General features: G+C 38.7%; 25 protein-coding genes. 23 read left to right on the forward strand and 2 right to left on the reverse strand.

All coding sequences use genetic code 11. The annotated features are described in order from the left end of the window. Nucleotides 1-191 precede the first annotated feature (191 nt). Complete coding sequence (locus ACM0OP_RS07425) at nt 192-887, reverse strand: DUF305 domain-containing protein (protein WP_414527756.1); 696 nt, start codon at nt 885-887, stop codon at nt 192-194. A 367-nt stretch (nt 888-1254) separates the two neighbouring features. Here ACM0OP_RS07425 and ACM0OP_RS07430 point away from each other — a divergent pair, with 367 nt between their 5' ends. From ACM0OP_RS07430 to ACM0OP_RS07470, 9 genes are all read left to right on the forward strand, one after another. Beyond that, nucleotides 1255-2229 carry a hypothetical protein gene (locus ACM0OP_RS07430; RefSeq protein WP_414527757.1) on the forward strand — a complete coding sequence of 325 codons (975 nt, stop codon included), beginning with the start codon at nt 1255-1257 and terminating at the stop codon, nt 2227-2229. Nucleotides 2230-2249: 20 nt separating this feature from the next. Further along, complete coding sequence (locus tag ACM0OP_RS07435) at nt 2250-3224, forward strand: DUF1822 family protein (RefSeq protein WP_414527758.1); 975 nt, start codon at nt 2250-2252, stop codon at nt 3222-3224. A gap of 18 nt (nt 3225-3242) precedes the next feature. After that, entirely contained in the window at nt 3243-5630 is a 2388-nt protein-coding gene (locus ACM0OP_RS07440; RefSeq protein WP_414527759.1) for a CHASE2 domain-containing protein, read from the forward strand. Between the two features lie 51 nt (nt 5631-5681). Then, entirely contained in the window at nt 5682-6452 is a 771-nt protein-coding gene (locus ACM0OP_RS07445) for a DUF928 domain-containing protein (protein ID WP_414527760.1), read from the forward strand. Between the two features lie 9 nt (nt 6453-6461). Beyond that, entirely contained in the window at nt 6462-9233 is a 2772-nt protein-coding gene (locus ACM0OP_RS07450; RefSeq protein ID WP_414527761.1) for a CHAT domain-containing tetratricopeptide repeat protein, read from the forward strand. Between the two features lie 108 nt (nt 9234-9341). Further along, nucleotides 9342-11600, forward strand: a complete 2259-nt coding sequence (locus tag ACM0OP_RS07455) for a caspase family protein (RefSeq protein WP_414527762.1) — start codon at nt 9342-9344, stop codon at nt 11598-11600. A gap of 202 nt (nt 11601-11802) precedes the next feature. Beyond that, nucleotides 11803-12201: a hypothetical protein gene (locus tag ACM0OP_RS07460; RefSeq protein ID WP_414527763.1), complete on the forward strand. Its 399-nt coding sequence runs from the start codon at nt 11803-11805 to the stop codon at nt 12199-12201. Between the two features lie 191 nt (nt 12202-12392). Continuing rightward, complete coding sequence (locus ACM0OP_RS07465; RefSeq protein WP_414527764.1) at nt 12393-12680, forward strand: hypothetical protein; 288 nt, start codon at nt 12393-12395, stop codon at nt 12678-12680. A 646-nt stretch (nt 12681-13326) separates the two neighbouring features. Continuing rightward, on the forward strand, nt 13327-13494 hold the full coding sequence (locus ACM0OP_RS07470) for a hypothetical protein (protein ID WP_414527765.1): 168 nt from the start codon (nt 13327-13329) through the stop codon (nt 13492-13494). A gap of 307 nt (nt 13495-13801) precedes the next feature. Here the strand turns inward: ACM0OP_RS07470 and ACM0OP_RS07475 are convergent, their stop codons facing one another. Further along, nucleotides 13802-14191 carry a hypothetical protein gene (locus tag ACM0OP_RS07475; RefSeq protein WP_414527766.1) on the reverse strand — a complete coding sequence of 130 codons (390 nt, stop codon included), beginning with the start codon at nt 14189-14191 and terminating at the stop codon, nt 13802-13804. 452 nt (nt 14192-14643) lie between these two features. On the opposite strand from ACM0OP_RS07475, the gene ACM0OP_RS07480 reads away from it, so the two are divergent. The 14 genes from ACM0OP_RS07480 (at nt 14644) to ACM0OP_RS07545 (ending at nt 26952) form a co-directional block, all read left to right on the forward strand. After that, nucleotides 14644-14994, forward strand: coding sequence for a phage holin family protein (locus ACM0OP_RS07480; RefSeq protein ID WP_414527767.1), 351 nt, complete (start codon nt 14644-14646; stop codon nt 14992-14994). A 60-nt stretch (nt 14995-15054) separates the two neighbouring features. After that, on the forward strand, nt 15055-15849 hold the full coding sequence (locus ACM0OP_RS07485) for a superoxide dismutase (protein ID WP_414527768.1): 795 nt from the start codon (nt 15055-15057) through the stop codon (nt 15847-15849). A gap of 13 nt (nt 15850-15862) precedes the next feature. Next, nucleotides 15863-17197 carry a ferredoxin reductase family protein gene (locus tag ACM0OP_RS07490; protein WP_414527769.1) on the forward strand — a complete coding sequence of 445 codons (1335 nt, stop codon included), beginning with the start codon at nt 15863-15865 and terminating at the stop codon, nt 17195-17197. Between the two features lie 38 nt (nt 17198-17235). Next, entirely contained in the window at nt 17236-17940 is a 705-nt protein-coding gene (locus ACM0OP_RS07495; RefSeq protein ID WP_414527770.1) for a DUF2459 domain-containing protein, read from the forward strand. A gap of 322 nt (nt 17941-18262) precedes the next feature. Then, nucleotides 18263-19453: a hypothetical protein gene (locus ACM0OP_RS07500; protein WP_414527771.1), complete on the forward strand. Its 1191-nt coding sequence runs from the start codon at nt 18263-18265 to the stop codon at nt 19451-19453. 211 nt (nt 19454-19664) lie between these two features. After that, nucleotides 19665-20093, forward strand: coding sequence for a hypothetical protein (locus ACM0OP_RS07505; protein WP_414527772.1), 429 nt, complete (start codon nt 19665-19667; stop codon nt 20091-20093). Between the two features lie 327 nt (nt 20094-20420). After that, the gene (gene mgtE, locus ACM0OP_RS07510) at nt 20421-21785 is read left to right on the forward strand and encodes a magnesium transporter (RefSeq protein ID WP_414527773.1); all 1365 of its coding nucleotides are present in this window, start codon (nt 20421-20423) and stop codon (nt 21783-21785) included. 57 nt (nt 21786-21842) lie between these two features. Beyond that, nucleotides 21843-22355, forward strand: coding sequence for a DNA-binding protein (locus ACM0OP_RS07515; RefSeq protein ID WP_414527774.1), 513 nt, complete (start codon nt 21843-21845; stop codon nt 22353-22355). A 74-nt stretch (nt 22356-22429) separates the two neighbouring features. Continuing rightward, entirely contained in the window at nt 22430-23800 is a 1371-nt protein-coding gene (locus ACM0OP_RS07520; RefSeq protein WP_414527775.1) for an APC family permease, read from the forward strand. 59 nt (nt 23801-23859) lie between these two features. Then, the gene (locus tag ACM0OP_RS07525; RefSeq protein ID WP_414527776.1) at nt 23860-24510 is read left to right on the forward strand and encodes an SAM-dependent methyltransferase; all 651 of its coding nucleotides are present in this window, start codon (nt 23860-23862) and stop codon (nt 24508-24510) included. A gap of 118 nt (nt 24511-24628) precedes the next feature. After that, the gene (locus tag ACM0OP_RS07530) at nt 24629-25438 is read left to right on the forward strand and encodes a glucose 1-dehydrogenase (protein ID WP_414527777.1); all 810 of its coding nucleotides are present in this window, start codon (nt 24629-24631) and stop codon (nt 25436-25438) included. A gap of 81 nt (nt 25439-25519) precedes the next feature. Beyond that, on the forward strand, nt 25520-26317 hold the full coding sequence (locus ACM0OP_RS07535) for a Tab2/Atab2 family RNA-binding protein (protein ID WP_414527778.1): 798 nt from the start codon (nt 25520-25522) through the stop codon (nt 26315-26317). 58 nt (nt 26318-26375) lie between these two features. Next, nucleotides 26376-26606: a type II toxin-antitoxin system MazE family antitoxin gene (gene mazE, locus ACM0OP_RS07540; protein ID WP_414527779.1), complete on the forward strand. Its 231-nt coding sequence runs from the start codon at nt 26376-26378 to the stop codon at nt 26604-26606. Continuing rightward, the gene (locus ACM0OP_RS07545; RefSeq protein ID WP_414527780.1) at nt 26584-26952 is read left to right on the forward strand and encodes a type II toxin-antitoxin system PemK/MazF family toxin; all 369 of its coding nucleotides are present in this window, start codon (nt 26584-26586) and stop codon (nt 26950-26952) included. Before mazE ends, ACM0OP_RS07545 begins: the two co-directional genes overlap by 23 nt. The last annotated feature ends 11 nt before the right edge of the window (nt 26953-26963 follow it).

Raw genomic sequence — 26963 nt, forward strand, 5'->3', positions numbered from 1 at the left:
ATTTCCTCGATGTGATTTGAGTGTGAGGGTTTTTAACGCAAAGGATCGCTGAGGTTAGTTTGGAGGAGGAAGGAGGGTTTGAGAGAATGGATATGGGAATTGGATCTTCTTATCATTATCGGTTAAAAAACGGAGCGCTTTAGTTTTAACCGATAATGGCTGGCGTTGCACTGGACTGACTTTAAAAATCCTTATTGGTTATACCAAGCTTGTCGCCATTCTTGCATTTGATTAATTTCGGTTGTTTGCGCCGGGATAATTTCTTGGGATAAATTCTGAATTTCTGGGCGCTGAGACTTTTCCAAAGCGTCTTTAGCCATAACTACAGCACCCTCATGGTGAGGAATCATCCCATTAATAAACCGCAAGTCAAACTCTGCATCAGCTGCACCCAAGTCCATGCTCATCTTCATAGCTTGCTGTTGTTCTGGTGTCATCTCCATTGCATGACCCATTTCCGCATGATAACCCATTGGTTGATCACCAGCGTTAGGATACCAAGCTGTGCGCCACTCCTGCATTTGAGCAATTTCTTGGTTTTGGGCTGTAATGATTTCTTCCGCTAGCTGCTTCATTTCCGGGCGCTGTGATTTTTCCAGAACTTCCTCAGCCATATCTATAGCCCCTTGATGGTGCAAAATCATCCCATCAATAAACCGCAAATCATAGCTAGCATCGGCTGGCCCTAAATCCATAGAATGATCCATACTATGATTCATACCACCGTGCGGCATATCCTGGCGATCGCTCGTTGCCGTTACAGTGGTATTTGGCTCAGGGTTTTCAGCCGTATTGGGAGAGCAAGCTGTCAAAAACCCCCCAGAGATAGATGTCAAGGCGACAAAACTCAACGCCAAAAAATTATTTCTCAAAAATTGATTTCGCATAATTAAGTTGTATTTCCAGCTATGGTTCTGCATTCTATTGTGTACTCTCCAGTCCACTAGAGAGTCAACCTTAGCCTTGATTGTTTCCCAGAACTATTTGTACCAGCGCCCTTGTGATAGGCAATATCTAGCTTGGCAGACAAAAATGAAATCAAGATGAAATAGTTGTAATTTTAGAAAATACCCTAACTTCTGAGTCAGCAAAGACCAAATTTCGCAAGTTTGCGTAAATTCTTCCTGTTTTCAGAGAAAAGTAAATAGATGCAGTAGTTGTGCATTTATATACAAGTCACAAATATGACTCAGGATGGTAAGTGATGATGGGTATAAAATACTCAAAGAGATACACAGCTAAAAAGGAAATAATATGAATATGCCAGACTTAGCTAATCTACTCCATGAGTATCAACAATATTCTCCTGAAAATGCTGAACAACAACAGATTAAATCCCAAATTATCACATATTTATCTTTATGTTATTGGTGGCGATCGCCATATATTACCAATCTTTTCCCAGAAACTATTCAGCAAATACAAGGAGAATTACAACAACAAATTACCCATAAATTACACACTTATCTGAATCAAACATCTAACCCTAAAAAATTGGCAGAAATTTTATTAAAAGAATCCCTCATTCTGCAAAAACAATATCAACAAAAATTAATCACAGACAAATTTATTAATACCTTAGCAATGGCAACAAAAAACACTCCCCCGGATAGTTTTCAACGTAAGCAACTCATGCAAATACTCATTAAAGCAATGGAAACCAAAAATACATACAAAAAACAGGGATTGGGACCAAATTTAAACTTATATCCCCAAGATTATCAAGACGCTTTTGCAGAAGCCAAAGGAGAATCTATCCGCTATGCTTTAGCCAAAATTGACCAATACGATGAACAACAAGGAGATTTTATGGCTCTCATAAATTACTGGATTCCGCGAAAATTTTTGGATGCAGCTAGCAAAATATTAGGGCTGAAGAAAAATCAAGTCAATAAATCAGAAAAAGATAAAATTCAAATTGTCATCCAAGACCACAATACACTCACAGAATATCTGCATCAAAACATTCAGCCAGAATTTTATAACTATGAAAAATCCCAAGAAATTAAAAATTTAATTCTCCAAGACCCCAACAACAAACTTGCCAAACCAATTAGGAAAGACCGCACTGATATTACCTTTAAGGATGTATTAATTGCTATTCATTGGGAAGAAGAAAGCTTTACAAATCTTTCCCAAAAATGGCAAATACCCTATACTACACTCAAAAGTTTTTATAACCGAGAATTGCAACAAGTCAAAGCAGATTTAGTAGATTACTTACAATAAATGACGGAGAAAGCTAATTTATGAAAACTTGGGAACTAACTGAAAATTTACTATTCACAATTGAATTAAAATCAATTTACCGGGAAATAGCCAAAAAAATGAGTCAAAAAAAATTAACCTTGGTCAAAGCTAAAGAATTTTATCATCATATTTTAGCTTGGTGTGCTGTTAAGGAATATTTAGAACTTCTTGGCTATGAAACTGATGGGAATCACAGCAATTCGCACAATCCTGTAATGTCTACATTTGCTAATATTGTGGATTTAGAAATTAAAAATTATGGTAAATTAGAATGTCGCGCAGTGTTTGAGGATCAACAGATTTATATTCCTGATGATGCTTGGTCAAATCGCATTGGTTATGTATTCGTAAATATAGATAAATCTTGTCAATCAGCAATGATTTTAGGTTTTGTCTCTTCAGTAGAAGAAACAGAAGGAATTGTCCATTTAAATCAATTGCATTCTTTAGAAGAATTTCCCGCATATCTGCACGCCAAACAACAATCTACTACAGTTCAAAATCTCTCAGAATCAATTACAAATAAAGTTGTCATCCTCAGCCAGTGGCTAACACAAGCTACACAAAACATTGCAGAAACATGGCAAAATGCTGATAATTTGTTAATGAGACAACCACAAAATTTAAGTTATATGACTAGAAATAGTTCTGCATCAATTAACAAAACCAAATTAATTGATTTGAAAATGAATTTAGCTAGTCAATCGGTAATGTTATTGATGACAGTCACACCACAACCAGAAGAAAAACTTAAAATTCGCGCTCGTTTATGTCCAGTTATAGGGGAGAAATATTTACCATCAGGTTTGACTTTAGAAATCCTTTCGCAATTAGAAGAACCTCTGAAAGTAGTGAAAGCTGAATTAAGAGATTATTTTATTCAATTACCAGAATTTACTGGAGAATCAGGAGATAAATTTAAGCTGAGAATCACCTGTGGTGCTGCTAGCTTAACTGAAGAATTTATGGTTTAGTTACGACTACAAAAAATCATGAAAAAAGTGATTTCTTTACGGTTTGGAAAGGGAAGTTTAGAAACAGGCTTTGATCATATTTTATTAAAGTTGTATGCTTCTGACACATTAATTCAAGAAATAGATCATGGTTGTTTACCTCCCAACCAACAACTAAAGCACTTGTATCAAAAATGGCAATGGCTATATGCAGATTTTATCGAACATAGAGGATTTTTTGGGGCTGATGTTGATATTCAAGACATCAATTTACAACCAAGAACATTGGAATTTACCGAAAATTACATTGAACGAGGAAATCAAGAAAGCGCCACAGAATTAACTGCTGATTTAATAGCAGTCTTGAATCATTGGTTAAGTTCTTTGGAATTTCAACCCATTGACCAAGCTTTACGCACTCATATTAATACCACAGATGAAGTTATTTTAGTCATTCAAACCGATAATGAAATCTTAAGAAAATTACCTTGGCATGAATGGAATTTTTTGCAAAAATACACAAAAGCAGAAGTGGCTTTAAGTGCGCCTAAATTTTCTTTAAAACCACAACAAAGGTGTTTAACTGCGGGAAAAGTCCGAATTTTAGCCATTATTGGTGATTGTACAAATATTAACCCAGAAGCAGATTTAAATACCTTGAGAAATAACCGCGAAGTTGAGTTAGAAATTATCTCGCAACCTTCGCGCCAGGAAATTTGCGATCGCCTGAGACAAAAACCAGGATGGGATATCTTATTTTATGCTGGACATAGTAACTATCATGCTGAAAAAGGTTGGCTGAGTATCAACGCTACAACCAAGTTAGAAATATCTGATTTCAGTGCAGCTTTAGCAGTAGCAATAGAAAATGGTTTACAGTTAGCTATTTTCAACTCTTGTCAAGGTTTGGGATTAGTTCCGCAACTAGAAGATTTAGGAATACCTCAAATTATTGTCATGCGAGAGCAAGTACAAAATCAAGTAGCACAAGAATTTTTAGCAGAATTTATCAATAGTTTTTCTAGTGGTAAATCCTTCTATGTCGCCATCCGACAAGCCAGGAGTAAACTGAAAGATATAGAAGATGAATATTATTGTGCGAGTTGGTTACCGATAGTTTGTCAACATTGGTCGGTTCCTCCACCAACTTGGAAAGAATTACGTGATCCTCTCTTACCATCTCCCCCCAAGCTGCGATTTCAGCAAGCAGGAATCATAGTATCTGGTTTATTAGTTGCAATAGTGGTGATCGGATTGCGGTCTATTGGTGTTTTAGAATCTTTAGAATTAGCAGCTTTCGACCATTTAATCAGAATGCGTCCCCAGGAAGGGGTAGATTCTCGTTTATTAATCGTGGAAGCTACAGAAGCCGATATTAATCGCCTCGATTATCCCATACCTGATGGTAAACTTGCTGCAACCATCGAGCGTATTAAACAGCATGAACCTAGAGTTATAGGTTTATTAATATTTCGCGATCGCCCCAGAAATCCAGGTTTTCCAGAATTACTTAATCTTTGGCAAAATCAAGAATCTTTAATTGCTTTATGTAGCATCAAATCTGTTGATAATGACCCTCATAAACCAGGAATTGCTGCACCATCTGGATTGAACGAAAATCACTTAGGCTTTAGTAATATACCATTAGACAATGGTATTGTACGTCGTCATCTTCTGTTTCAAAGTCCCGGTTTAGATAGTTCCTGTTCTACCCGTTTTTCTTTTAGCGTTCAACTAGCAATGCAATATTTAAAATCCCAAGGAATTACACCTGAAACCATAGATAGAAATCGTATCAAAATTGGTGAGACAATTATTACTAGGTTACAGTCTCATCGTGGTGCATATCATGAATTAGATGATCGCGGCTTTCAAATTTTACTCAATTATCGCCAGACTGATAAAATTGCACCCACTATTTCTATTATAGATGTCTTAGAAAATAACTTTAATCCCGAATTAGTCACAGATAGAATTGTGATTATTGGCGTAGTTGCTCCCATATCTAATCCCACAGATTATTTTTCTACTCCTTACAGTCAAGGTATATATCCGCAAATGTCTGGGTTATATCTTCAAGCGCAGATGACCAGCCAAATTCTCAGCGCTGTTTTAGATAAACGACCTTTATTTTGGACTTGGAATACAACAACAGAAAATTCCTGGATTTTCATTTGGTCTTTAATCGGAAGTGGAATGACAATCGTGTGGTTAAAACGTTTTAATTCTTTTTTCTTAGTTGGTTATATTTCCTGTTTCATCGTGCTGTTGTATTTCATTGGGTTTGTTGTTTTACTTATAGGGGGATGGATACCATTATTACCTGCTATTATCTGTTTATCTTGCAGTAGCTTAACTGGATGGTTATTAGTTAAAAATTGGGTTAACATTCTCAGGTTATTCTCAAAGTTTAAATATCATGTGTAGACGAACCGCCAAGTAAGCCAAGAAAGTTAATTCATTTTTTAGGAGAAAATAATGAACAAAATTATAAGTTATATCTGCCTTTTGAGTTTAAGTTTTTTATTAGGCGATCGCTATTTGATTCAGCCAGTAATTGCTCAAAATCCTCCCCCCAGAGAAACCTTTGAATTTAACCCTCCTGACAATGGCGCACCGGGGGGAAATCGTTCTGGGTCTTCTGGTAATACAGGAAGTCGTGATGATTGTCCCAATGTAGAAACAGATATCACCGCTTTCATACCTCCAACCAATTGGGGAAATACCCTAGCGGAACGTCCTACTTTCTGGTTTTATATCCCTTATCAACAAGGTCGTTTAACCCTCATTCTCAGAGATGAAGACACTACTAATTCTGTACCCCGGATAAATCGCATCAGTTATGACATTAATAATGGTGGCGGTATTATAGGTTTTCCCATACCGGAAACTGTACCAGCTTTAGAAGTCAATCATGCTTATCGTTGGCGAGTTTATTTTAATTGCAAACCTAATATTCAACCCTCACCAACAGGAATACAAGGAGTAGTGCAACGGGTAGCTAAAAATGCAGCTTTCACACCACAATTAACAGCAAATACTTCTATACAAGAAAGAATTAATTTATATGCAAACCAAGGTTTATGGTATGAAGCCATTACCACATTAATTGCATCTCGTCGCGCTCAACCTAAAGAGCAACAATTAAACCAAATTTGGTCAGATTTATTATCCCATCCCAATGTAGAGTTAGCAGAATTTATTTCTCAGCCTTTAGTTGATTGTTGTCAAAACGTTATTGCGGAATAAGTGAGAACTATGAAAAAACTACAGAAAAACACCAAGCTATTGTTGACATTTTTGGCATTTTTTAGCGTCAGTTTTACCTCTATTGTGAGTTTATCATCTTTGCAAATTCCTGTGGCGATCGCGCAAAACAACAGCAAAGCGGAAGCCGATAGACTCAGACAGCAAGGAGAACAGCAATTAGCAGCCGGACAATATGTATTTGGTACAGAAACTCTAGAAAGGGCGATGAGAATGTATCAGCAAATTGGCGATACAGAAACCTACAAAGAACTTTTGCAGAGAATTTATCTTATTTACATTACAAGAGGAAACGAAAGTAAAACACAATTGATAGGGGAAGAAATTATCAAAACATTCTCTCAAGATTCTGCCGAAGAAACGCAAGAATTTACATCTGAATTTGTATTAGATTTGCAAGTAAATGAATTAATAGGTCAAGGTCGGAATTATCAACAACACAACCCTGTTGCAGCCAAAAAATATTTTGAGCAAGCATTATCTCAAGCTCAATCTATTGGCAAAGAACCAGAAAAAATTGCTGCTATAAAAGCTATGGCAATACTTTACCTTTATGAGGGAGATTATGTTAATGCTTTAGCTAAAATTAAAGCAGTAGAACCTATATCAGCAGCTAGATATCAAGATAAAAAACAAGCAGCAGCTAGCGGAGATGATGGTCAAATTTACAATTATTTTTCAGAAATTACAAATCATCGTCTACCAGTTTTACTGCTCATGAGCGAAATTTATTTACAACAAAATAATCCTAATCCAGCACTAACTTATCTCCAAGAAGCATCTACAATAGTCACCGAAATTGATCAACCATCTTTCAAATATCCAGATCAAAAAATATATGTACATCCATCTCTTTACTTAAGTAGAGCATATTATAGTTTAGGTAAATACGACCAAGCCCTCAGCTATGCTCGAAAAGCTATAGAAAAAGCTAAAACTCCGAATCCTTCTACTAACTTTTTCGGAATATACACTCCTGAGATGTTTTTTCCTATTCTTGATTTTGGTGATGGTCATGGTCATGTATTAGCTGGAATAGCTTCAGCAAAATTAGGAAACTTTCAACAAGCCGAACAAGATTTAAAGCAAGCAATTCAAATATTTGAAAATAATCGTAAAAAATCAGCATCTCAAGCAAATATTCAGCGCAATCTAGATTTCTTTGAAAATCAGGTTCGTGCTACTTATCATTTACAGCGAGTGCTTTTAGCTCAAAATAAATCAGGTGAAGCTCTAGCAGCTGCGGAATGGGGACGTAACCGGATTTTACTGGAAGCTACAACAGCGCCCACAGAACTGACGTTGGAAGAAAAAGTTAACGCTTTCATTGATGCTCGGTACACTCCAGAAAGTATTTGTAAAATAGAAGCAATTTTAATCCATCTATCTGGAGATCCTTGCAATGGTCAAGAGTTGATACAGGAACTCAAAGAATCCTACTTAGAAGAGATAAGAGAAAATCCTCAAGCTTTAGATACACTGACAGCAGGAAGTCCATCTAATACAGCCCCATCAAATATTCAACCACCCAATGTAGAACAACTAAAACAAATCGCTAAATCTCATCAAGCAACCCTCGTAGAATACTCGATTATTTCTGAAACTACATTTTTCCATCCAGGATTTTTCTATCCAGGAACTTTTTCCGTTTTTGATGATAAATTCATCAATAGAAACGCATTGGCTGGAGAACCAGAAAAATTAGTCATTTGGGTAATCAAACCCACAGGAGAAATTACATCCCGTCAAATCGATTTAAAACAGCAAAAAATTAACCTGAAAAACTTAGTAACTAAGACCCGTCAAACAATGGGATTAAATCGCAGCATTGGCGTATCCCTCAAACCAGGTGCAGAAGTCCCAGAAAATTTAAATCGCAGTTCTTCAGGAGTTCCCGCCCAAGAACAACTCAAACAACTACATAAATTACTCATAGAACCCATTGCAGATTTATTACCAAAAAACCCAGAAGCCAAAGTAGTTTTCGTTCCCCATCAAGAATTATTTCTCGTTCCCTTTGCAGCTTTAATCGACTCCCAAAATAATTACCTCATCGAAAAACATACAATTCTCACAGCACCTTCAATTCAAGCTTTAGAAATCACCCGCCAAAAACAGCAAAAACAAACTCAACCAGGTAAACTTGCATTAGTAGTGGGTAATCCCACAATGCCTACAATTACCCTACCCAATCAACTATTACCCATACAACTACGTAATTTACCTGGTGCAGAAAGAGAAGGAAAAGAAGTTGCTAAATTCCTAGATACCAAATTTTTAACAGGAGACAAAGCCACCAAAACTGAAGTATTAAAACAATTACCCCAAGCCCGATATATTCATTTAGCAACTCATGGACTATTAGAAGATTATGCCAATTTTGGTGTCCCCGGTGCAATTGCTTTAGCTCCCTCCACAATAGATAATGGCTTATTAAATGCGAGTGAAATTCAAGAATTAAATTTAACAGCCGAATTAGCAGTTCTCAGTGCTTGCGACACTGGTGGAGGTAATATTACCGGAGATGGAGTAGTTGGTTTATCTAGATCCTTAATTGTTGCCGGAGTTCCCAGTATAGTAGTTTCATTATGGGCTATTCCCGACTTAGAAACAGCAGACCTGATGGTGGAATTTTACAGTAACTTTCAAAAACACAAATTAGATAAAGCTCAAGCATTAAGACAAGCCATGTTAACTATTAAAAAAGATTATCCTAACCCTCTTTACTGGGCTGGTTTCACGTTAATCGGACAATGGAAATAACGTATTTTTAAACCGCGCAGGCGGCCTTCCCTCTGGGAAGCCGCTACGCATCTCGTTTGTTTAGCCGCGACTTCTAGTCGCCAGGGTTAAAATTATAATCATCCAACTATGACTCATTTCCCACGCCGTCAATTTCTGCAATTTACCGGTTCAGCCTTAACTACATTAGGCATAAACTATTTCAATATTAAAAATCAAAGTTTACGCTATGCTCAAGCAGTTTCCGCTTCCACTCCTCGGAAACTAGCCTTATTAATCGGAATCAACAATTATCAAACAGTTGCAAATCTCAAAGGCTCAATTACAGATATTTATCTGCAAAGAGAACTATTAATTCATCGTTTTGGCTTTCATCCTCAAGATATTTTATTAGTCAGTGACGAAAGTGACATTAAACCAACTCGTGCCGGAATATTACAAGCCGTTGAAGAACATCTGATTCAACAAGCAAAACCAGGAGACACAGTAGTTTATCACTTTTCTGGACATGGTTCTCAAGTATTCGACCAACATAGTCCTTTGTTAGAAAATTTAAATAGTACATTTGTTCCGAGCGATCGCACCATTTCAGTAGTTAACAATCAACCACAAGTTTCCGACATTACTGGTAAAACCCTATTCTTATTAATGTCTGCAATCAACACAGAAAACCTCACCGTAGTTTTAGACAGTTGTTATGCAGGGGGAGGAAAACGAGGAAACCTCACAATTAGGTCAACTCCAGGAGGAAAACAATACACTCCCAGCCACCTAGAATTAGAATATCAACAAAAATGGCTCTCTCACCTCAACATATCTCCCACAGAACTAGAACAACGTCGCCAACAGGGTATAGCCAAAGGAATAGTAATTGCAGCCGCCAGAAACAACCAAGTTGCCGCCGAAGCATACTTAGATGATTTTGTCACCGGAGCATTTACTTATTTAATGACACAATACCTCTGGCAAGAAAATAGCAACACACCAGTAAAAACAGTAATTACTAACATCTCTCGCAGCATCAACAGTACATTTACCTCCAATCAAACCCCAGAATTAACAGCCAAAACTAATAGTAACAACGCCCGAAAACCAACATATTTTATTTCTCAACCAGTCCCCACAGCCGAAGCCGTAATCACTCAAATAACGGGTAAAAATGTCAATTTGTGGTTAGGAGGAATACCACCCCAAGCCCTAGCCGCATTCAACCAAAACGCCATCTTTCAACTAATAGATAACCAAGGCATGGAGCAAGGTAAAATCCAACTAGAATCACGCAACGGTTTGACTGGTATTGGCAAAGTTTTAGAACTGCAAACACCAGGATCATTAAAACCAGGAACCTTATTACAAGAAAGAATTAGAGCCATTCCCTCTGATTATCAATTGCGCATTGGATTAGATAATTCATTAGGTCAAGATATTACTATAGCTAGAAACGAAATTGCCAAAATAGAGCGAGTCCAACCCGTTACCTTACAAACAGGAGAAATTCATTATATATTTGGTCGGCTAACAGCAGCACAACAAGCAGAATTAAAAAACAAACAAGCCCCCTATATTCCCCCTCTCCATAGCTTAGGTTTATATACAGAAGGACTCGATTTAATTCCTGGTTCTTTTGGTAATGCGAAAGAAACTATAGAAAATGCTATAACTCGACTCCAGCCTAAATTTCGTTCACTTTTAGCAGCCAGAATTATCAAATTAACCTTAAATGCCAACTCATCCCGTCTCAACGTCGTAGCTGCTTTAAATATTGTAGGTACTCAAGAAACAGTTGCATCTCAAAACTTTATTCTTCGTTCCATACAAAAAGTCAATGAGCTATTTGTAAATCCTCCCCCTAATCCTCAAATCAATTACGAAAACGGAATACCTCAAATTCCTTTAAAAACACTCATTCGATTTGAAATTAAAAATCAAGAAAATAGCGACCTCTATATTACAGTATTAGTAATCAACCCCGAAGGAAACATAGATGTCATCTTTCCTAACACTTGGTCAGATGCGGATAACGCCACCCTAGTACCAGCAGAAAAAACTCTAAGAATACCCAACTCACAGGATATTTGGCAATTAGAAATTATTGAACCTCTAGGAATAACAGAAATCTTAGTAGTGGCTAGCAAATCACCTTTAAGAAAGAGTTTGCAGAGTTTACAAACCATAGCTAAACGACAAGTCAACCGAGATGTACCTGTAACCATAGCCGATAATCCCACAGAAATTATCGACCTGTTAATAGAAGATATTCACAGTGGTACTTTAAGAAACATCCCCAGTAGCACTTCCAAAACAGCAGCGCGTTTAAGCGATACTACACAATTAGCAACCATGTCCATTACCTACCAAGCCGTAAAATCTAGCCAAACTCAAAATTGAAATACTTGTAGGGACAGGTTTACTTAAATTTCCCTGAGTCCCCGCAGGTAGATTTTGTTTGTATAGTTCCGCAATTTCAATCGCCAAACCTTATTTCATTATCCTTTGACCACAAAATAAAAAAATTGTGGAATGTGCGTAATTCTTCTTCCTTTCATACGAAATATTGAGTAAGTAAGCATTTCTCAACAAAGGAGACGTTATGAAAAGTGTTTTCAGGAATACCCAAAAAATACAGATTGCTTTTCTGGTTTTAATTAGCTTCTTTTTCATGAACCCTGTAGCCCATGCTTTTATTTTCGTTAAATTCGCCAGATATAAAGTTAAAGACATTAATCCATTGCGTATTCAAAACGTTCTCATTTTAGAAGATGAGAACAAAGAAGAAAAATGGTATTTAATCAAAAAAGATGCTGTTGCTGACTGCAATATTAAAAAAGGAGATACCATCAGAGCCAAATTATCCACAGACAGTAAAAAATTTCAAGAATTTCTTAAATCAGAAGAAGTGGGTTTCCTAGAACGTAAATTGGGAGAACGCTTAGGAAATCGTTTACTTTATCGTGTGCATGGTTGCTATAACCTCGAAAAAGATAGCTAAAAATTAAAACACGCTGAAACTCTTGTTCCGGAAGGTAATTACACCCCTCCTCGCTTGCGGGGTGGGGTGACATAATTGTCTTCTAACTAATTAAGCGGAAATGATATAAAACAAAATATTTTCCTGGTTTGCGTAATTTTGCAGGTGAAGAGGCGAAATATTAGTAAATCAACCAAATCAGGACATAAATTATGAAACAAATGTTAACCTCTGCTGGCGGAGTATTCTTTGCTGTAGGACTTATATTTCTAATTTTCGGCGGTTTGAGTTTTCACGATAAAATTCAATTTCAACATCAACTAGAAACTCGCCCGGAATGGCAGAAAAAAATTAGTAAAGGCATCGGTTGGGACGATGTTAAGCAACAAGAATTGCAACAGAAACATGATTTCATGATGGGGTTTTTTATCATTGGTGGAATATCTAGTTCTCTTGGTGTTGGTCTCGCACTGGTGGGAAGAAATAAGCCCACATCATAAGAACGAAAATCTTTAACTAGACTGTGATTAATGAAAAATCTCAAGTAGGAATGAGGAAATAGCATAATGAAGAAACTACTAGCAGGTATTGCAGCATTCAGTGTATGTATTACTTCTCCAGTTATTGCTCATGCTCAACAAATTTAAATTACTGAATTTAGGCATCAAAATAATAGGCACTATCATCAAACTCTCAATCAATGAAATTAGGAATCAATTAGGTTATGAATGTGTAGCTGATTTTTTCGTCAATTGGGGTGTTTCAATGGTCTCAGGTATTTACCGGAACTATCCTTAAGCTGGATGCATAGATAATAGATAGTTCGTAGTAGGGGCTAAAGCCCCAAAAAAAATTGATGCAGAGCGATGAATTGATGAATAAAAACAAAACTTGATTTTCATCTAATTGACTGTTATGTATATTATTTATGTAATTTATGATATTTTATTTCCTATTTATGATTTCAGCTTAAATTTGAGGAGTAAAGTCCTCATTACCAACTTGAATTAATTAAAAGTTACTAGTCACATGAAAATTAGATGGAATTTGGTCTTTATTCTCAGTTTATTAATCGCAATTTTACCTTAAAAGCAATCGTTATCCTCATCATCTAAGAGGCTAGAAAATATCAACTTTAAACTAAATGTGGAGATACCTTTTGCATCGTGGCGTGTCAGTCATGCAACTCATCTGGAAGGGGATTTTGTGGTATTTCAACTGGGTAATGATCAAATCTGTATTCTCCATCCTGAACAAAGAAAAATGGCTTTGATTGTTAGGGGAACCCAGCCGGTGGTTGTGAAGGCTGAATGATCAATAATATTGTTTTGTTTACCTGAACCCTGTCAAAAGACATATCTTGATTCTCTATCCTCTGCTAGAGGCAAAATAAGTTACCTTTTCCTATACTTGAATTGCGATGATATTCGCAGACCTTTGGGAATTGTCAAAAAGATTTCCCTCATTAGGAACTACTATCTGTAGAAGCTATGGATAGCTTACTCAGGCATCCTCTTACGGCTAATAATTTGGCTGACTGGTTGCAACGTCAACAAAAGTCAGGTCAGGTTAGTTAACTATTGTCTAAAAATTCAGTGAAAAAATAGAGACAGTTGATACATTACTTGAAAATCCTTTTGGGCGAAAATCTAGCGTTTTTAGGTAAATACTCCGAACAATCTTTGGCTTCTTCGCTCATAACAATAGAAGGTTGTACTGCACATTTAAGATAATGGTTGTTTGAATAAAATCGACAATTTTTACACGGTACCTTATGTAAACTTTTGATCGTAAAAACCATCTTTTCATCTAAAAGATTCCTAATTTTTTGCAAAATAAGGAAAAAAAATACCCAACTCAAAAGTAAAACTATGGGAGATAAACTTAAAGCTATATCGGAGATGCCTAAGTCATCTTGTTGCATTTGCTCTTGTTTAATTTCACTGCTAGTTACCTGGGAAAAATTTCTACTTTCCGCTATTTTTTTCAGCAGAATTGGCTCAACAGACATACTTTTTGCCCCCACATAAGTACAAGATGTTGATTTTTGAGCGAAAATTAAATGTTGCTTTGAGAGAAGTCATAAGATTTTATCTCAGGATAGATCCTCTCCAGCCTAAACTCACTAGGGACATTAATTCTTTTGTTGAGAATATGTCCAGCATATTTTTTTGGCTTGTGCTAAATGATCAACTAAATATACATTTATAATTAGCAGTCATTGATATTCATTATGTTGTAACTCTATATTTAACAAAATAATCTGGTTGGGATATCTATCAATAGTTTTGTTCGGTATTTTCTACTATGTATCGCAAGAAATATATTGAAAAAATAAGATTTTATTTTTAGTTTTTATGCTAGTTAAATAAAAAAATATTTGCGCTAGTTATATGATACGTTATATGTTTTAATATCAATTTAGTACAAAAATCATTATTCAGGTACATTAAGGAATCATCAATGTTGAATCTTCTGCTTGTGTGGTTAGTGACTACAATCAGTTTTTTAATTGTCTCTAGACTGCCAATAGGTATTGAAATTGATAGTTTTGGCAAGGCGGCGATTTCTGCGGCGGTTTTCGGCGTATTGAATGCAATCTTGCGACCAATTCTGGTTGTTTTGACTTTACCATTCATTCTTCTGAGTTTCGGACTATTTCTGTTTGTGTTAAACGCTAGTATTTTTGGTCTGGCGGCTGCTGTAGTTCCAGGTTTTAGTCTCAGATGGGGTTTTTGGAGCGCATTAATTGGTTCTATTGCTTTAACGATTGTTAATTCTATTCTCTGGGCTATTCTGGGAACAGAGGTTTAAAAAAATCATTGATGGTTAAATGAAAGCCGAACTTTAGTTTTTTGGGTGGTGTGAATAGTTATGTCAAAATTTATCCGCGAAAAAATTGGTCTTGTACTCACAGGAATACTCCTAGCGATGGTGCTGATTTCTTGTCAAACAATACCCAGTGCTGAATCACAATCTGCTCAAGTCACTCCCACAGTGACAAAGTTTCCCCCCGTAGCTTCTCCTGATGGTGAACTGAGTGCTGGTCCAGCACAGTTACCTGCATTACCCTATGATTATGCGGCGCTAGGAAAAGCTATTGATGCAGAGACGATGAAACTACATCATGATGGACACCATGCTAGCTATGTAAATAACCTCAATGATGCTTTGCAGGATCAGCCAGATTTGCAAAATAGCAGTGTGGAAGCTTTGCTACGGAATCTAAATCAGGTTCCGGAAAATATTCGCACAAAAGTACGCAATAACGGTGGTGGACATCTTAATCACACAATTTTTTGGCAAATTATGAGTCCTGAAGGTGGTGGAGAACCTCCAGAGGAAATTGCAGCAGAAATTAACCAAACATTTGGCAGTTTTGATGAGTTTAAAGCACAGTTTAATCAAGCTGGTGGCGATCGCTTCGGTAGCGGTTGGGTATGGTTAGTCCGTAACCCTGCTGGAGAACTGGAAATAGTAACCACAGCTAATCAAGATAACCCAATTATGGATGGTGCATATCCCATTATGGGTAACGATGTTTGGGAACACGCATATTACCTGAGATATCGCAACCGCCGGGGTGAGTATTTAAATAATTGGTGGGATGTAGTGAATTGGCCGGAAATTAACAGGCGATCGCAAGTTTCATTGCAGTTAGGTAATTAGGAAAACAGGGGTAATGAAAAGTTTATTAATGCACAGTCCGATAGTTGTCGCCGCAGGTTGGATAGGGGCTTATCTATTCATTACCCTTTTACCTTTACTGATTTTACTCATATATCCACCCACAGGAAGAGACTTTTGGATTGAATTTTCTGTAGCTCTAGGGTTCATCGGTTTAGCAATGCTGGCGCTGCAATTTGCCCTCACAGCCCGGATTAATCGGATCGAATCATCCTATGGAGTTGATATCATTCTCCAGTTTCACCGCTACATTTCCTTAGTAGCATTTACCCTGATTCTGATTCACCCAATCATTTTGTTCGTAGTCCAGCCAGAAACCTTACAACTGTTAAACTTTATCACAGCCCCTTGGCGCGCTAGAGCCGCAGTTTTAGGGACATCAGCATTAATATTGCTCATTGTTACCACCATCTGGCGCAAGCAATTAAATATTCCCTATGAACCTTGGCGGATATCTCATGGTGCTTTTGCAGTTCTTGCAGTAGGTTTAGGACTAGCACACGGTTTAGGAGTGGGGAATTATCTGGGATTGTTTTGGAAAGCCGTTTTGTGGATTGCGATCGCACTCACAGCCTTCTGGCTACTAATATATGTGCGTTTAGTTAAACCCTGGTTCATGGTCAAAAAACCCTATTTAGTGGAAGCAGTGCGACCAGAACGGGGAGATGTCTGGACATTAATATTACGACCGCGAGGACATGAAGGTTTTCGCTTCCAACCCGGTCAATTTGCTTGGATTACCTTGGGTATCTCTCCCTTTCGGATGCGCGAACATCCCTTTTCCATGTCATCCAGTGGCGAAAATCCCGAACGCATCGAGTTCAGCATCAAAGCCTTGGGAGACTTTACTCAAGGTATCAAAGATATTGAACCCGGAACCAAAGCCTTTCTCGATGGTCCCTATGGAGTTTTTACCACTGACCGTTATGAAGATACGGCGGCATTTGTCTTAATTGCTGGTGGTATCGGTATCACTCCCATGATTAGTATGCTATTTACCCAAGCCCAACGCCAAGATGAACGCCCCTACGTTTTAATTTACGCTAGTAAGACTTGGGATGATGTCACCTTTCGGGAAGAATTAGAGGAACTGAAAACCAAATTAGACTTAACTGTGATCCATGTGCTGAAAGATCCCCCAGAGGATTGGTCAGGGGAAACCGGTTATGTAGATCAGGAATTACTGGAACGTTACATACCCAAGCGGCGGGGAACAAGGCAATATTTTATCTGTGCATCACCCAAAATGATGGATCAGGTAGAGGCGGCGTTGCATCAACTTGAGGTTCCGGTGACTAATATTCACATGGAACATTTTAATCTGGTTTAAACGCAGAGGGGCGCGGAGTTTTTGAGGAGGACGGAATTATGCGTTATAGTATTATGCTTCAGTTAGCCACTGGTATTACTACGATTTTAGTGGCTACGGCGGCTTTATTTGCTTGGATACAAAGTCGATCTATTCCAGAAGAGGGCGCGTTAGAGACAATAGTGAATATTTTACAACGGATATCTATATTCATTCTGGCAATACTAGCCTTAATTTCATTGATTTTGATTGCCTCTCCCGCAGTGATCATACCCCCAGTTAATCCATTAGTGCCAGTCACTGTTTATGTAGTGGATTCAGGGTTACATTCGAGATTAGTTTTGCCTGATGGTGATGATGGATTAATTCAGTATGCCTACGGTGATTGGCGCTATTTTGCTTTGAATCAGCAAGATTTGGGTAGTGGATTTGCAGCACTCATGATTCCTACTCAGGGAACTCTCGGTAGAAGGAAATATGAAAATATTGCCCAGTTGCAGCAAACTATAGATGCCAATATTACCATCCTGGATTTTGCAGTGGATAAAGCTAAAACAACACAACTAAAGAAAATGTTAGATCAACGTTTTCAGCAAAATATTACTACACAGATTTTCAATCCACTTAATCAAATGAATTTTGTTCAAGCCGATTTAGACTATACCTTGTATCACAACAGTAATCATGAGTTGGTCGCATGGTTAAAAACTTTAGATTGTCCCGTTGAAGGTTTTGTCCTACTAGCTGATTTTCAACTGAAATAAGTAGGACGGTGCAAATAATTAAAGGTTTGTAATAGCTATTCCAGTGAAAAAATAAAACATGGTAAATTAATTAATAGATAAACCTGTCTGATTGAGTTATGACAATGAAAGTTACTAAAAAAAAATTTCTGTCCCGCGTAATCTTGTCCGAGAACGGCTGATTGCAATTCTGGCCTTAATTAATCTAGCACTAGTATTTTTCGATATCAGTTACCTATATGCACGGGATTTTTATCTCCAAGCTATCCCCAGCCTAGTACAAATATATGACCCCGTTAAAGGTGTAAAACCTCATCCATCAACAGAAAATTATCTTCAGCAGGTGGAAAATTCCCAAGCTCAAGTGGTATTATCTGGATTAAAATCTCCTGAAGTAGAAAATCAACTTGTACAATTACGCCGCCTGAGTACCCAAATTATTGAAGATAATCCCTTTGCAGTCGCAGATAAAAGCAGCACCTTGGAAAAAATTCAAGAAGAAATGCGCCAAAGGACAGGTATTAACTCAGCGCGTGAGGCTTTTGCTCGGTTTTGGGATGCTGATTACCTAGCAACAGCAGGTTTGCAGCAAGAAATCAATTTTTGGAATAGTGAAATACACCCTTTAATTGCAGCAAATTATTATCGAGACATTAATAGATATGGTAAATTTATTGACCATTTCTGGTTAATTGATTTGCCCTTTGTAATCATATTTGCCCTGAATTTTTTATCGCGGACATATCAAACCAGTCGCAGTAATCCTCAACTCAATTGGTTAGAAGCGATGCTCAGACGATGGTATGATATCTTCTTATTGCTACCTTTTGTACGCTGGTTGCGAGTAATTCCCTTAACTATTCGCCTCTATCAAGCTAAATTATTAAATCTTGACCCTTTTAAAGCACAAATTAACCGAGACTTCGCTGTTAGTTTTGCCCAAGAGATTACAGAAATGGTAGGAATCCAAGTCATAGATCAAATGCAGAAATCAATTAAAAAAGGCAATGTTTCCCGGTGGTTATTTCAACCGGAATCCCGTCGTCCTTATGTACAGATAAATAACCAAAGTGAGATGCAAATCATTACTCAACGTTTGGTAAAAGTCAGCATTTATGATGTCTTACCCCAACTTCAGTCTGATATTGCTGATTTAATCCATCACACTATTGAAAGCACTCTTAATCAATCGCCTATTATCCGTCAATTACAAAAGTTTCCTGGAATGAATCAATTACCTGATCAGTTAATTGAGCAACTAGCCACGAATTTAACCCAATCTGCTTACTCTATTTTGGTGACATCACTAGAAGATCCCATTGGCGCAGAGATCACATCCCGCTTAACCAAAAATTTTCGCAATGCTTTAGAAGGTGAGTTACAAAAACGGCATAATCTCCAGGAATTAGAACAATTATTTGTAGATATGTTAGAGGAAATCAAGATTAATTACGTGAAAAATATCGCAGAAGAAGATATAGAAAAAACTATGGAAGAAATGGAAAATATCCAAAGACAATTTAATTGCAACTAGTAACTTTTGAGCATTTTTAACAAAAATTAACCTTTGAATAATCAAGCTTTCATACTCTCTTTTTTCGTTTCCCTGACTGAGAAACTTCAGAATTTTCCCATCCCCTGATATAGCAACCGTCAAGGTAGTTAGGACATTCCCTGTTCCCTGTTATTTTGACTAGAATGAAGATATTCATTTCTTGATTCTTTGGATCTGGGGACATAAAATCATGAATGTGGGATCTTTTCACAAAATTCCAGTTTTACCCCTGGTACTACTCTGGTTAGCTTATGCTCTTTTGGGGTGGTATCTTGCAGCTCATCACATTGTTTGGTTAGCGGGAGCGTTTGTCGTCGCTGTGGCTTTAGCCATTGTCAGAAAAACTATTGTTTGGTTAGAGCAGTTGGTGGCTTTTGGCTCTAGAATCTTAGTTGTGGTTTTATTTCTCAGTCTATCAGTCGCCTTGGTTGAAACTTGGTCACTGTTCTTCAGCCTGTTCCTTATCCCTATTGCCACTACTTTTTTAGCTGACTTGGAATTACGCTTTGCTGGTTTCAATAAGACTGATTCTTTTTGGTTATTAACTATTTTAGCGTTGTTCGGTTTAGTTGTAGGTGAAATGATTGATATTTTAGTCTTCCCCAGTAGCAGGTTTTAGGGGAATCCACAGTTTAATTGAAAATAGTCAGGAATATTTTAGACTTTATTTGAAGCTTAGATAGTTCTTCCTTATCGAGATAATTCTAACAATTAACGAAACTATTGTCAAGCTTTCATACTCTCTTTTTCCGTTTCCCTGACTGAGAAACTTCAGAATTTGTCCATCCCCTGATATATTTCAGTTTCAGTCACCATCTAGCAGTAAAATAAGTGGCGAAAAACTCATCAGAGTCACATAAATTGATACTGTGGAGAGAATCTCACACTTGGTAACAGTCAAACCAAATTAGCTTTAGAGAACACTGCCTTTATTATTAATTAAGATATGCAAAGCAGATCCCGACAAGAGTTACAAGACCTAGTGCGTGAGCAGTTGCAAGTGCTACTTGAGCAAAAAAACTTTCAGGGTGCTAAAGCTTTGTTAGTTCCGGTTCAGGTTGCAGATATTGCTGAATCTATTGAAGGTTTACCAGAGGCTACCCAAGCGATCGCTTTCCGGTTACTTTCTAAAGAGGAAGCCATAGAAGTATTTGAATACCTTGATCCCAGTGTACAACAAACACTACTGGAAGATTTCAAGCGTCAGGATGTACAGGAAATTGTCGAGAATATGTCGCCTGATGATCGAATACGCTTATTTGATGAACTCCCGGCTAAAGTTGTGGCGCGACTTTTAGAGCAACTGAGTCCCACGGAACGGGAAACAACTGCTTTGCTGTTAGGTTATAAGCCGAATACAGCTGGGCGGATAATGACTCCTGAGTATTTGTCATTTAAGCAAAATCTCACGAATAATCAGGCATTAGCGCAAATTCGTTCTCTGGCTAGTTTGAGAGAAACTATTTATTACATATATGTAACTGATGATGCTCGCCACTTAACAGGGATTCTCTCCCTGCGGGATCTGATTTTAGCCCGTCCAGAGGAAACTCTTGGCAGCACCATGACCCGCGATGTGGTGTTTGTGAATACTGATACTGACCAAGAAGAAGTGGCGCGGACAATTCAGCACTACGATTTTGTCGCTATTCCGGTGGTAGATGCAGAAAACCGTCTCGTTGGGATTGTGACAGTAGATGATGTCTTGGATATTTTAGAACAAGAAACCACAGAAGATATCTATACCTTGGGTGGTTTAGAATCTCGTGGTGATAATTATTTTCAAACTAATTTATTTACCGTCGCCCGTAGGCGTGTAGTCTGGTTATTCGTGCTGTTAATAACTAATAGTGCTACGGCGGCGGTGATTACTAACCAAGAGGCTATTTTAGAAAAAGTCGTGGCTTTAACTGCCTTTATCCCCTTATTAATTGGTACAGGGGGTAACGTAGGCGCGCAGTCTTCCACGGTGGTGATTCGGGGTTTGAATACAGAGGATGTGCGCCCCAATGAGGCTTTAAGTATAATTGGGCGAGAGGCGATCGCCGGAGTGCTATTAGGAGGTATGTTAGGTAGCGTAGTTGTTGTCTGGGCATACTTTTTGCAAGGTGATTTCAAAGTAGCCCTAACTGTAGGCATTAGTCTATTCTCCATCTGCGTTTTAGCTTCAGTTTCTGGTTCTGGACTACCATTTTTATTCCGCGCTATGAAGCTAGACCCAGCTTTAATGTCCGCACCTTTTATTACCACTGCTGTAGATGTGCTGGGAGTATTAATTTACCTGAATTTAGCGCAAATGATTTTAGGATAATAGCAAAATCTGTTGCTGTAAATTTTTCATTTGGAATCTAGAGAATTACTATATTCTATGCCTGAAGATATATATTTATCTAGATCATCGGCAGATGAATTTATTGCCAAATTAGCTCTGTATTTAGGTGTCAAAGCACTAATATTCCAGAGCCTGTCAACTATGATTCCCAGATTTTTACAAAAATTGACAATCGGGCTGATAGCAGCCACAATACCTATGTTGCCACTTCCACAATTGGTGTTTGCACAAACAACTAGGATTTCAGACTTACAAAGTCCTAGAGCTATCACTATAGCTGGGAGAGTACAGAGCATCATTGGCAATAAATTCATCCTCAATGATGGCACAGGGGACATTATTGTCGATGCTGGCCCCCGTTGGTGGCAGGATATCAACCTTTCAATGGGAGAACAAGTAACTGTCACTGGTGAATTGAGCAAAAAAGGAGATGAATTTAATGCTTTTAGCATAACTCGTGCTACAGGTTCGGTCATTGAAATTCGCTCTCCCCAAGGTCCCCCACCTTGGGCTGGTGGACGAAACCGAGTTCCACGACCCAAAAAATAGTGCCGAGTTGAGAATTTTAGTCTTGGCTATACTGAGGATGGTTCTTCGCTCGGTATACTCAACACGAATGAGGTATGAATGTGAGTAGTCAGGAAAACTACAATTTAGTTGAGTCGGGAGCGACGGCTGATGGTGAATCTCCCAAGTCATTGTTGACATTATCCGATGCAGTAGCGCTGATTGTGGGTATTGTCATTGGTGCGGGTATTTTTCAAACACCGAGATTAGTAGCAGCTCAAGCAGGTAGTAATCTGGCTGTACTCGTATTTTGGTTCGCTGGGGGCTTGGTGTCTCTGGTGGGAGCGTTATGTTATGCAGAGTTAGCCACAGCCTATCCCAATGTTGGAGGTGTGTACTACTACCTCAAACGTTCCTTTGGGCGGGAAATTGCCTTTTTATTCGCCTGGGCGCGGATGACTGTGATTCAAACAGGTTCTATTGCTCTGTTGGCTTTTGTATTTGGTGACTATGCGAGTCAGATATGGAGTTTGGGTGAGTTTTCATCTTCTATTTATGCAGCCTGTGCCATTGTGATTTTAACTGCTTTGAATATCCTGGGTTTACAACAGGGTAAATGGACACAAAACTGGCTGTCTATGGCTAAGGTTCTGGGTTTGTTACTAGTGATAGTTTTGGGATTAACTGCTATCCCTAACTCTACCTCTGTATTGCCGACAGAACCTGCATCATCAGGAAATTGGGGTTTGGCGATGGTGTTTGTCCTGCTGTCTTATGGTGGCTGGAATGAAGCGGCTTATATTTCCGCAGAAATGCACAATAAACAACGTAACATTGTGCGATCGCTCCTGTGGAGTATTGGCATCATCACCGCTATTTACCTCCTGATTAATCTCGCTTACCTCAAAGGATTGGGATTATCAAATATGGCAGAATCAGAAGCTGTAGCTGCCGATTTGATGCGTGCGATTGCAGGTGAACCCGGAGCCTTATTTATTAGTTTGTTAATTGCAGTTTCCACTTTGGGAGCAATGAACGCTACCATTTTTACAGGTGCGCGCACTAATTACGCCTTAGCTCAGGATTTTTCCCTATTTAGGTTTATGGGTCGCTGGGAACAACGCCACAGTACGCCTATCCAAGCCTTTTTGTTGCAAGTAGCCATTGCCTTAGCCTTAGTTTTATTAGGCACGATTACACGGGGAGGCTTTGAAACAATGGTTGATTATACCGCTCCGATATTTTGGTTATTCTTTCTGCTTTCCGGTGTATCCCTGTTTGTATTACGCATCCGTGAACCAGAAACATTACGCCCCTTTAGTGTCCCATTTTACCCTTTGACACCGTTACTGTTTTGTGCATCATGCGTCTATTTGCTATACTCTAGCTTGGCTTATACTGGTCAGGGAGCAATAGTAGGTGTTGTTGTTGTAGCAGCAGGGATTCCCCTGTTATTTTGGAATCGCTATTACCAAGGGAAAATCTAAGGGATTGGCGATTCGGTAAAATCATCTAAATACACGGTGTTGAAAAAGGAAAAAAATTCATGAATTACAAAAAACTACTGTTTTTACTGGCTACGGGAGTGAGTCTCACAAGTTTGGGATTTGTCGGATGTACGCCCCAAGAACCCCAAGCGGAAGCACCAGAAGCACCGACGACCTTGACTGGACAAACTGAAGCACCTGCAACTGCACTCCCTCCCCAAGAACGTCCTGGTGATGTGCCTTATGTCCCCACACCTCCGGCAGTAGTAGATGCTATGCTGGAAGTCGCAGGAGTGGGGCCAGATGATGTGCTTTATGATTTGGGTAGTGGTGATGGTCGCATTGTAACCACAGCCGCCCAAAAGTATGGGACTAGGGGTGTGGGTGTAGAAATTAACCCTGAACTTGTGCAAGAAGCCACCGCTAATGCTAAGGAAGCCGGAGTCAGCGATCGCGTACAATTTGTACAGCAGGACTTGTTTCAGTCAGATTTTAGCGAAGCCACAGTAGTTACTCTTTACCTACTACCTGATATCAACCTCAAACTCCGTCCCCAACTCTTAAAACAACTCAAACCAGGAACCAGAATTGTTTCCCATGCTTTTGATATGGGTGAATGGGAACCAGAACAGACATTAGAAGTGGATGGTCGCACAGTTTATTATTGGGTAGTTCCAGAAGAAGTACCACCTAACTTGCTATCAAACTAGTATCATATTGCAGAAGTTAAAGGGCTAGGCATTGGGGAAAATAGGTAGCGATGAGGAATTTCCTCTTCCCCATTTCTTCTAGCCCTAACTTCTATCTGTTGTACTTACAACTTAAACTATGAAAGGATTACAAGGAAAAACTGCTTTAGTTACAGGTGCAACTTCGGGTATTGGTCAGGCGATCGCTGTTAAACTTGCCCAATTAGGGTGTAACATGGCAATCAACTATCGCCAAACTCCAGAATCAGGCGCAAAGACCGAAGCAATGGCGGTAGAAAAAGCCTGTAAAGACATAGAAAATTGCGGAATGAGATCGCTCCTAGTGCAAGGTGATGTTTCCCAAGAATCAGATATTGTCAACATGGTCAACAGCGTAGTTGACACCTTTGGGAGCTTAGATATCCTGATTAACAATGCGGGAATCCAAGCAGAATGTCCATCCCACGAACTCACCACCGCAGACTTCGATCAAGTCCTAGCAGTTAACCTCCGGGGTGCTTTCCTCTGCGCCCGCGAAACTATCAAACACCTATTATCCCAAAACCATCCCGGAGTGATCATCAATATTTCCAGTGTTCACGAAATAATTCCCAGACCTGCATATCTTAGTTACTCCATCAGCAAAGGCGGAATGGAAAATCTCACTAAAACCTTAGCATTAGAATACGCCAATCGTGGTATCCGTGTCAATGCCGTCGCCCCAGGAGCAACAGTTACACCAATTAATCAAGCTTGGATAGACCACCCAGAAAAAAAAGCCACTGTAGAAAGTCATATCCCCATGTCTCGTGCGGGAACTACTGAGGAAATAGCGGCAGCGGTAGCTTTTTTAGCATCAGATGATGCCGCCTACATTACTGGTCAAACCCTATTTGTCGATGGTGGATTGACTTTATATGCTGACTTCCGGGAAAATTGGTCAGCTTAAGATAACACCGAGAAATATGGAAATATAGCAACCCCCAATCCCCAGCTATAGCTTCTCACCCTAGATATTTGTCTTCAAAATATGAAAATTTGGCAAATTGACTTTTATCGTAGTCCCCAACAGGATACATCGGGACAAGTTCTGTGGGAACTATTAATTTGTGACACAACCCGTAGTTTTGAATACACAGCCACCTGTCCCCAGTCAGCTGCTAACTCTCATTGGCTAGGGACTCAAATTCAGTTAGCTGGTAGCGAGAAATTACCAGACATCATCCAGGTATTTCGTCCCCAGTCTTTGAGTTTAATTCAAGCCGCCGCCAGTAAATTAGAGATTGATGTGGAAGCAACCCGCAACACTTCAGCCTTAAAACAATGGTTACAAGAAAAGCAATATCCTTTAGCCTTAGATAAACCACCCCCAACACCATTACCTGAGAACCTTTGGGGAGAACAGTGGCGCTTTGCTACACTTCCAGCCGGGGAACTGGTAGGTATGTTTGCAGAACGCCCCATACCAATTTTATCTATACTGGGATCTTTGCACCCAATTAATTTGGGTTTAGCATCCACAATCCCGATTCCTGGAGTAATTATCTATGGTGGCAGACAATCTATGCGTTTAGCGAGGTGGTTAGAAGCAGCACGTCCAGTTGAGTTAAATTACATAGCTGGGGAACCAAATGGTTTAATATTAGAAGCTGGTTTAGTAGAAAGATGGGTTGTGGCGACTTTTACTGATAGAGATGTGGCTAAAGCTGGTGAGACTTATCAACAACGCCAACAACAAAGCCAAGGGTTACATTTTTTGCTAGTCCAACCCGATGATTCTGGTATGACTTATAGCGGCTTTTGGTTATTACGGCAAGAAAAAAGCTGAGAGTTGAAAACCAAAAAATTATAGTAAGATAATATAGTCATACTCTTAAATAAGACTAATGCTGAAAGTTACAATCACGTTAGAAGAGGACATTTTGCGGTTTGTAGATCAATATGCACAGGGAAACCGCAGTGGATACGTGAATGCACTGCTAGCAGAACACCGCCGCCAAGTTTTAGCAGCAGAAATGATTACAGCCCTCAAGGAAGATGCTGAAGACGAGGAGTATCAAGCTGAAATTGTTGATTGGGATGGTGTTGTGGGCGATGGCATTAATGCCAAGGGATAATATAACCTATCGACTAGGAGAAATCCGTTGGGTGAGTCTTGATCCCACTTTTGGCGCTGAAGCTCAAAAAATTCGTCCTTGCTTGATTGTGCAGAATGACATTATGAATCAGTATGGATTACTGACAATTGTTATGCCATTTCGACGAGGAAATAAACAAGCGCCCTATACTGTGAATGTGAAAGCAACAGAAAATAATGGATTAGATCAAGACCGTTTTATTGATGTTGGCCAAATCCGTGCTGTGGATCATCGTCGTATTTTGGGCTTAGTGGGTGTACTTGAGCCAGAATATTGGGAACCCATTCGTACATCTATGAATGTAGTGCTGGGATTTGTTTGCTAAAGAAATATGAT

Source organism: Nodularia chucula CCY0103 (assembly GCF_963923915.1).
GTDB lineage: Bacteria > Cyanobacteriota > Cyanobacteriia > Cyanobacteriales > Nostocaceae > Nodularia > Nodularia chucula.

Excerpts from the sequence above, each read along its gene's own strand:
- ACM0OP_RS07425 (WP_414527756.1), bottom strand. The coding sequence starts at position 887 with ATGCGAAATCAATTTTTGAGAAATAATTTTTTGGCGTTGAGTTTTGTC.
- ACM0OP_RS07430 (WP_414527757.1), top strand. The coding sequence starts at position 1,255 with ATGAATATGCCAGACTTAGCTAATCTACTCCATGAGTATCAACAATAT.
- ACM0OP_RS07435 (WP_414527758.1), top strand. The coding sequence starts at position 2,250 with ATGAAAACTTGGGAACTAACTGAAAATTTACTATTCACAATTGAATTA.
- ACM0OP_RS07440 (WP_414527759.1), top strand. The coding sequence starts at position 3,243 with ATGAAAAAAGTGATTTCTTTACGGTTTGGAAAGGGAAGTTTAGAAACA.
- ACM0OP_RS07445 (WP_414527760.1), top strand. The coding sequence starts at position 5,682 with ATGAACAAAATTATAAGTTATATCTGCCTTTTGAGTTTAAGTTTTTTA.
- ACM0OP_RS07450 (WP_414527761.1), top strand. The coding sequence starts at position 6,462 with ATGAAAAAACTACAGAAAAACACCAAGCTATTGTTGACATTTTTGGCA.
- ACM0OP_RS07455 (WP_414527762.1), top strand. The coding sequence starts at position 9,342 with ATGACTCATTTCCCACGCCGTCAATTTCTGCAATTTACCGGTTCAGCC.
- ACM0OP_RS07460 (WP_414527763.1), top strand. The coding sequence starts at position 11,803 with ATGAAAAGTGTTTTCAGGAATACCCAAAAAATACAGATTGCTTTTCTG.
- ACM0OP_RS07465 (WP_414527764.1), top strand. The coding sequence starts at position 12,393 with ATGAAACAAATGTTAACCTCTGCTGGCGGAGTATTCTTTGCTGTAGGA.
- ACM0OP_RS07475 (WP_414527766.1), bottom strand. The coding sequence starts at position 14,191 with ATGTCTGTTGAGCCAATTCTGCTGAAAAAAATAGCGGAAAGTAGAAAT.
- ACM0OP_RS07480 (WP_414527767.1), top strand. The coding sequence starts at position 14,644 with ATGTTGAATCTTCTGCTTGTGTGGTTAGTGACTACAATCAGTTTTTTA.
- ACM0OP_RS07485 (WP_414527768.1), top strand. The coding sequence starts at position 15,055 with ATGTCAAAATTTATCCGCGAAAAAATTGGTCTTGTACTCACAGGAATA.
- ACM0OP_RS07490 (WP_414527769.1), top strand. The coding sequence starts at position 15,863 with ATGAAAAGTTTATTAATGCACAGTCCGATAGTTGTCGCCGCAGGTTGG.
- ACM0OP_RS07495 (WP_414527770.1), top strand. The coding sequence starts at position 17,236 with ATGCGTTATAGTATTATGCTTCAGTTAGCCACTGGTATTACTACGATT.
- ACM0OP_RS07505 (WP_414527772.1), top strand. The coding sequence starts at position 19,665 with ATGAATGTGGGATCTTTTCACAAAATTCCAGTTTTACCCCTGGTACTA.
- mgtE (WP_414527773.1), top strand. The coding sequence starts at position 20,421 with ATGCAAAGCAGATCCCGACAAGAGTTACAAGACCTAGTGCGTGAGCAG.
- ACM0OP_RS07515 (WP_414527774.1), top strand. The coding sequence starts at position 21,843 with ATGCCTGAAGATATATATTTATCTAGATCATCGGCAGATGAATTTATT.
- ACM0OP_RS07520 (WP_414527775.1), top strand. The coding sequence starts at position 22,430 with ATGAATGTGAGTAGTCAGGAAAACTACAATTTAGTTGAGTCGGGAGCG.
- ACM0OP_RS07525 (WP_414527776.1), top strand. The coding sequence starts at position 23,860 with ATGAATTACAAAAAACTACTGTTTTTACTGGCTACGGGAGTGAGTCTC.
- ACM0OP_RS07530 (WP_414527777.1), top strand. The coding sequence starts at position 24,629 with ATGAAAGGATTACAAGGAAAAACTGCTTTAGTTACAGGTGCAACTTCG.
- ACM0OP_RS07535 (WP_414527778.1), top strand. The coding sequence starts at position 25,520 with ATGAAAATTTGGCAAATTGACTTTTATCGTAGTCCCCAACAGGATACA.
- mazE (WP_414527779.1), top strand. The coding sequence starts at position 26,376 with ATGCTGAAAGTTACAATCACGTTAGAAGAGGACATTTTGCGGTTTGTA.
- ACM0OP_RS07545 (WP_414527780.1), top strand. The coding sequence starts at position 26,584 with ATGGCATTAATGCCAAGGGATAATATAACCTATCGACTAGGAGAAATC.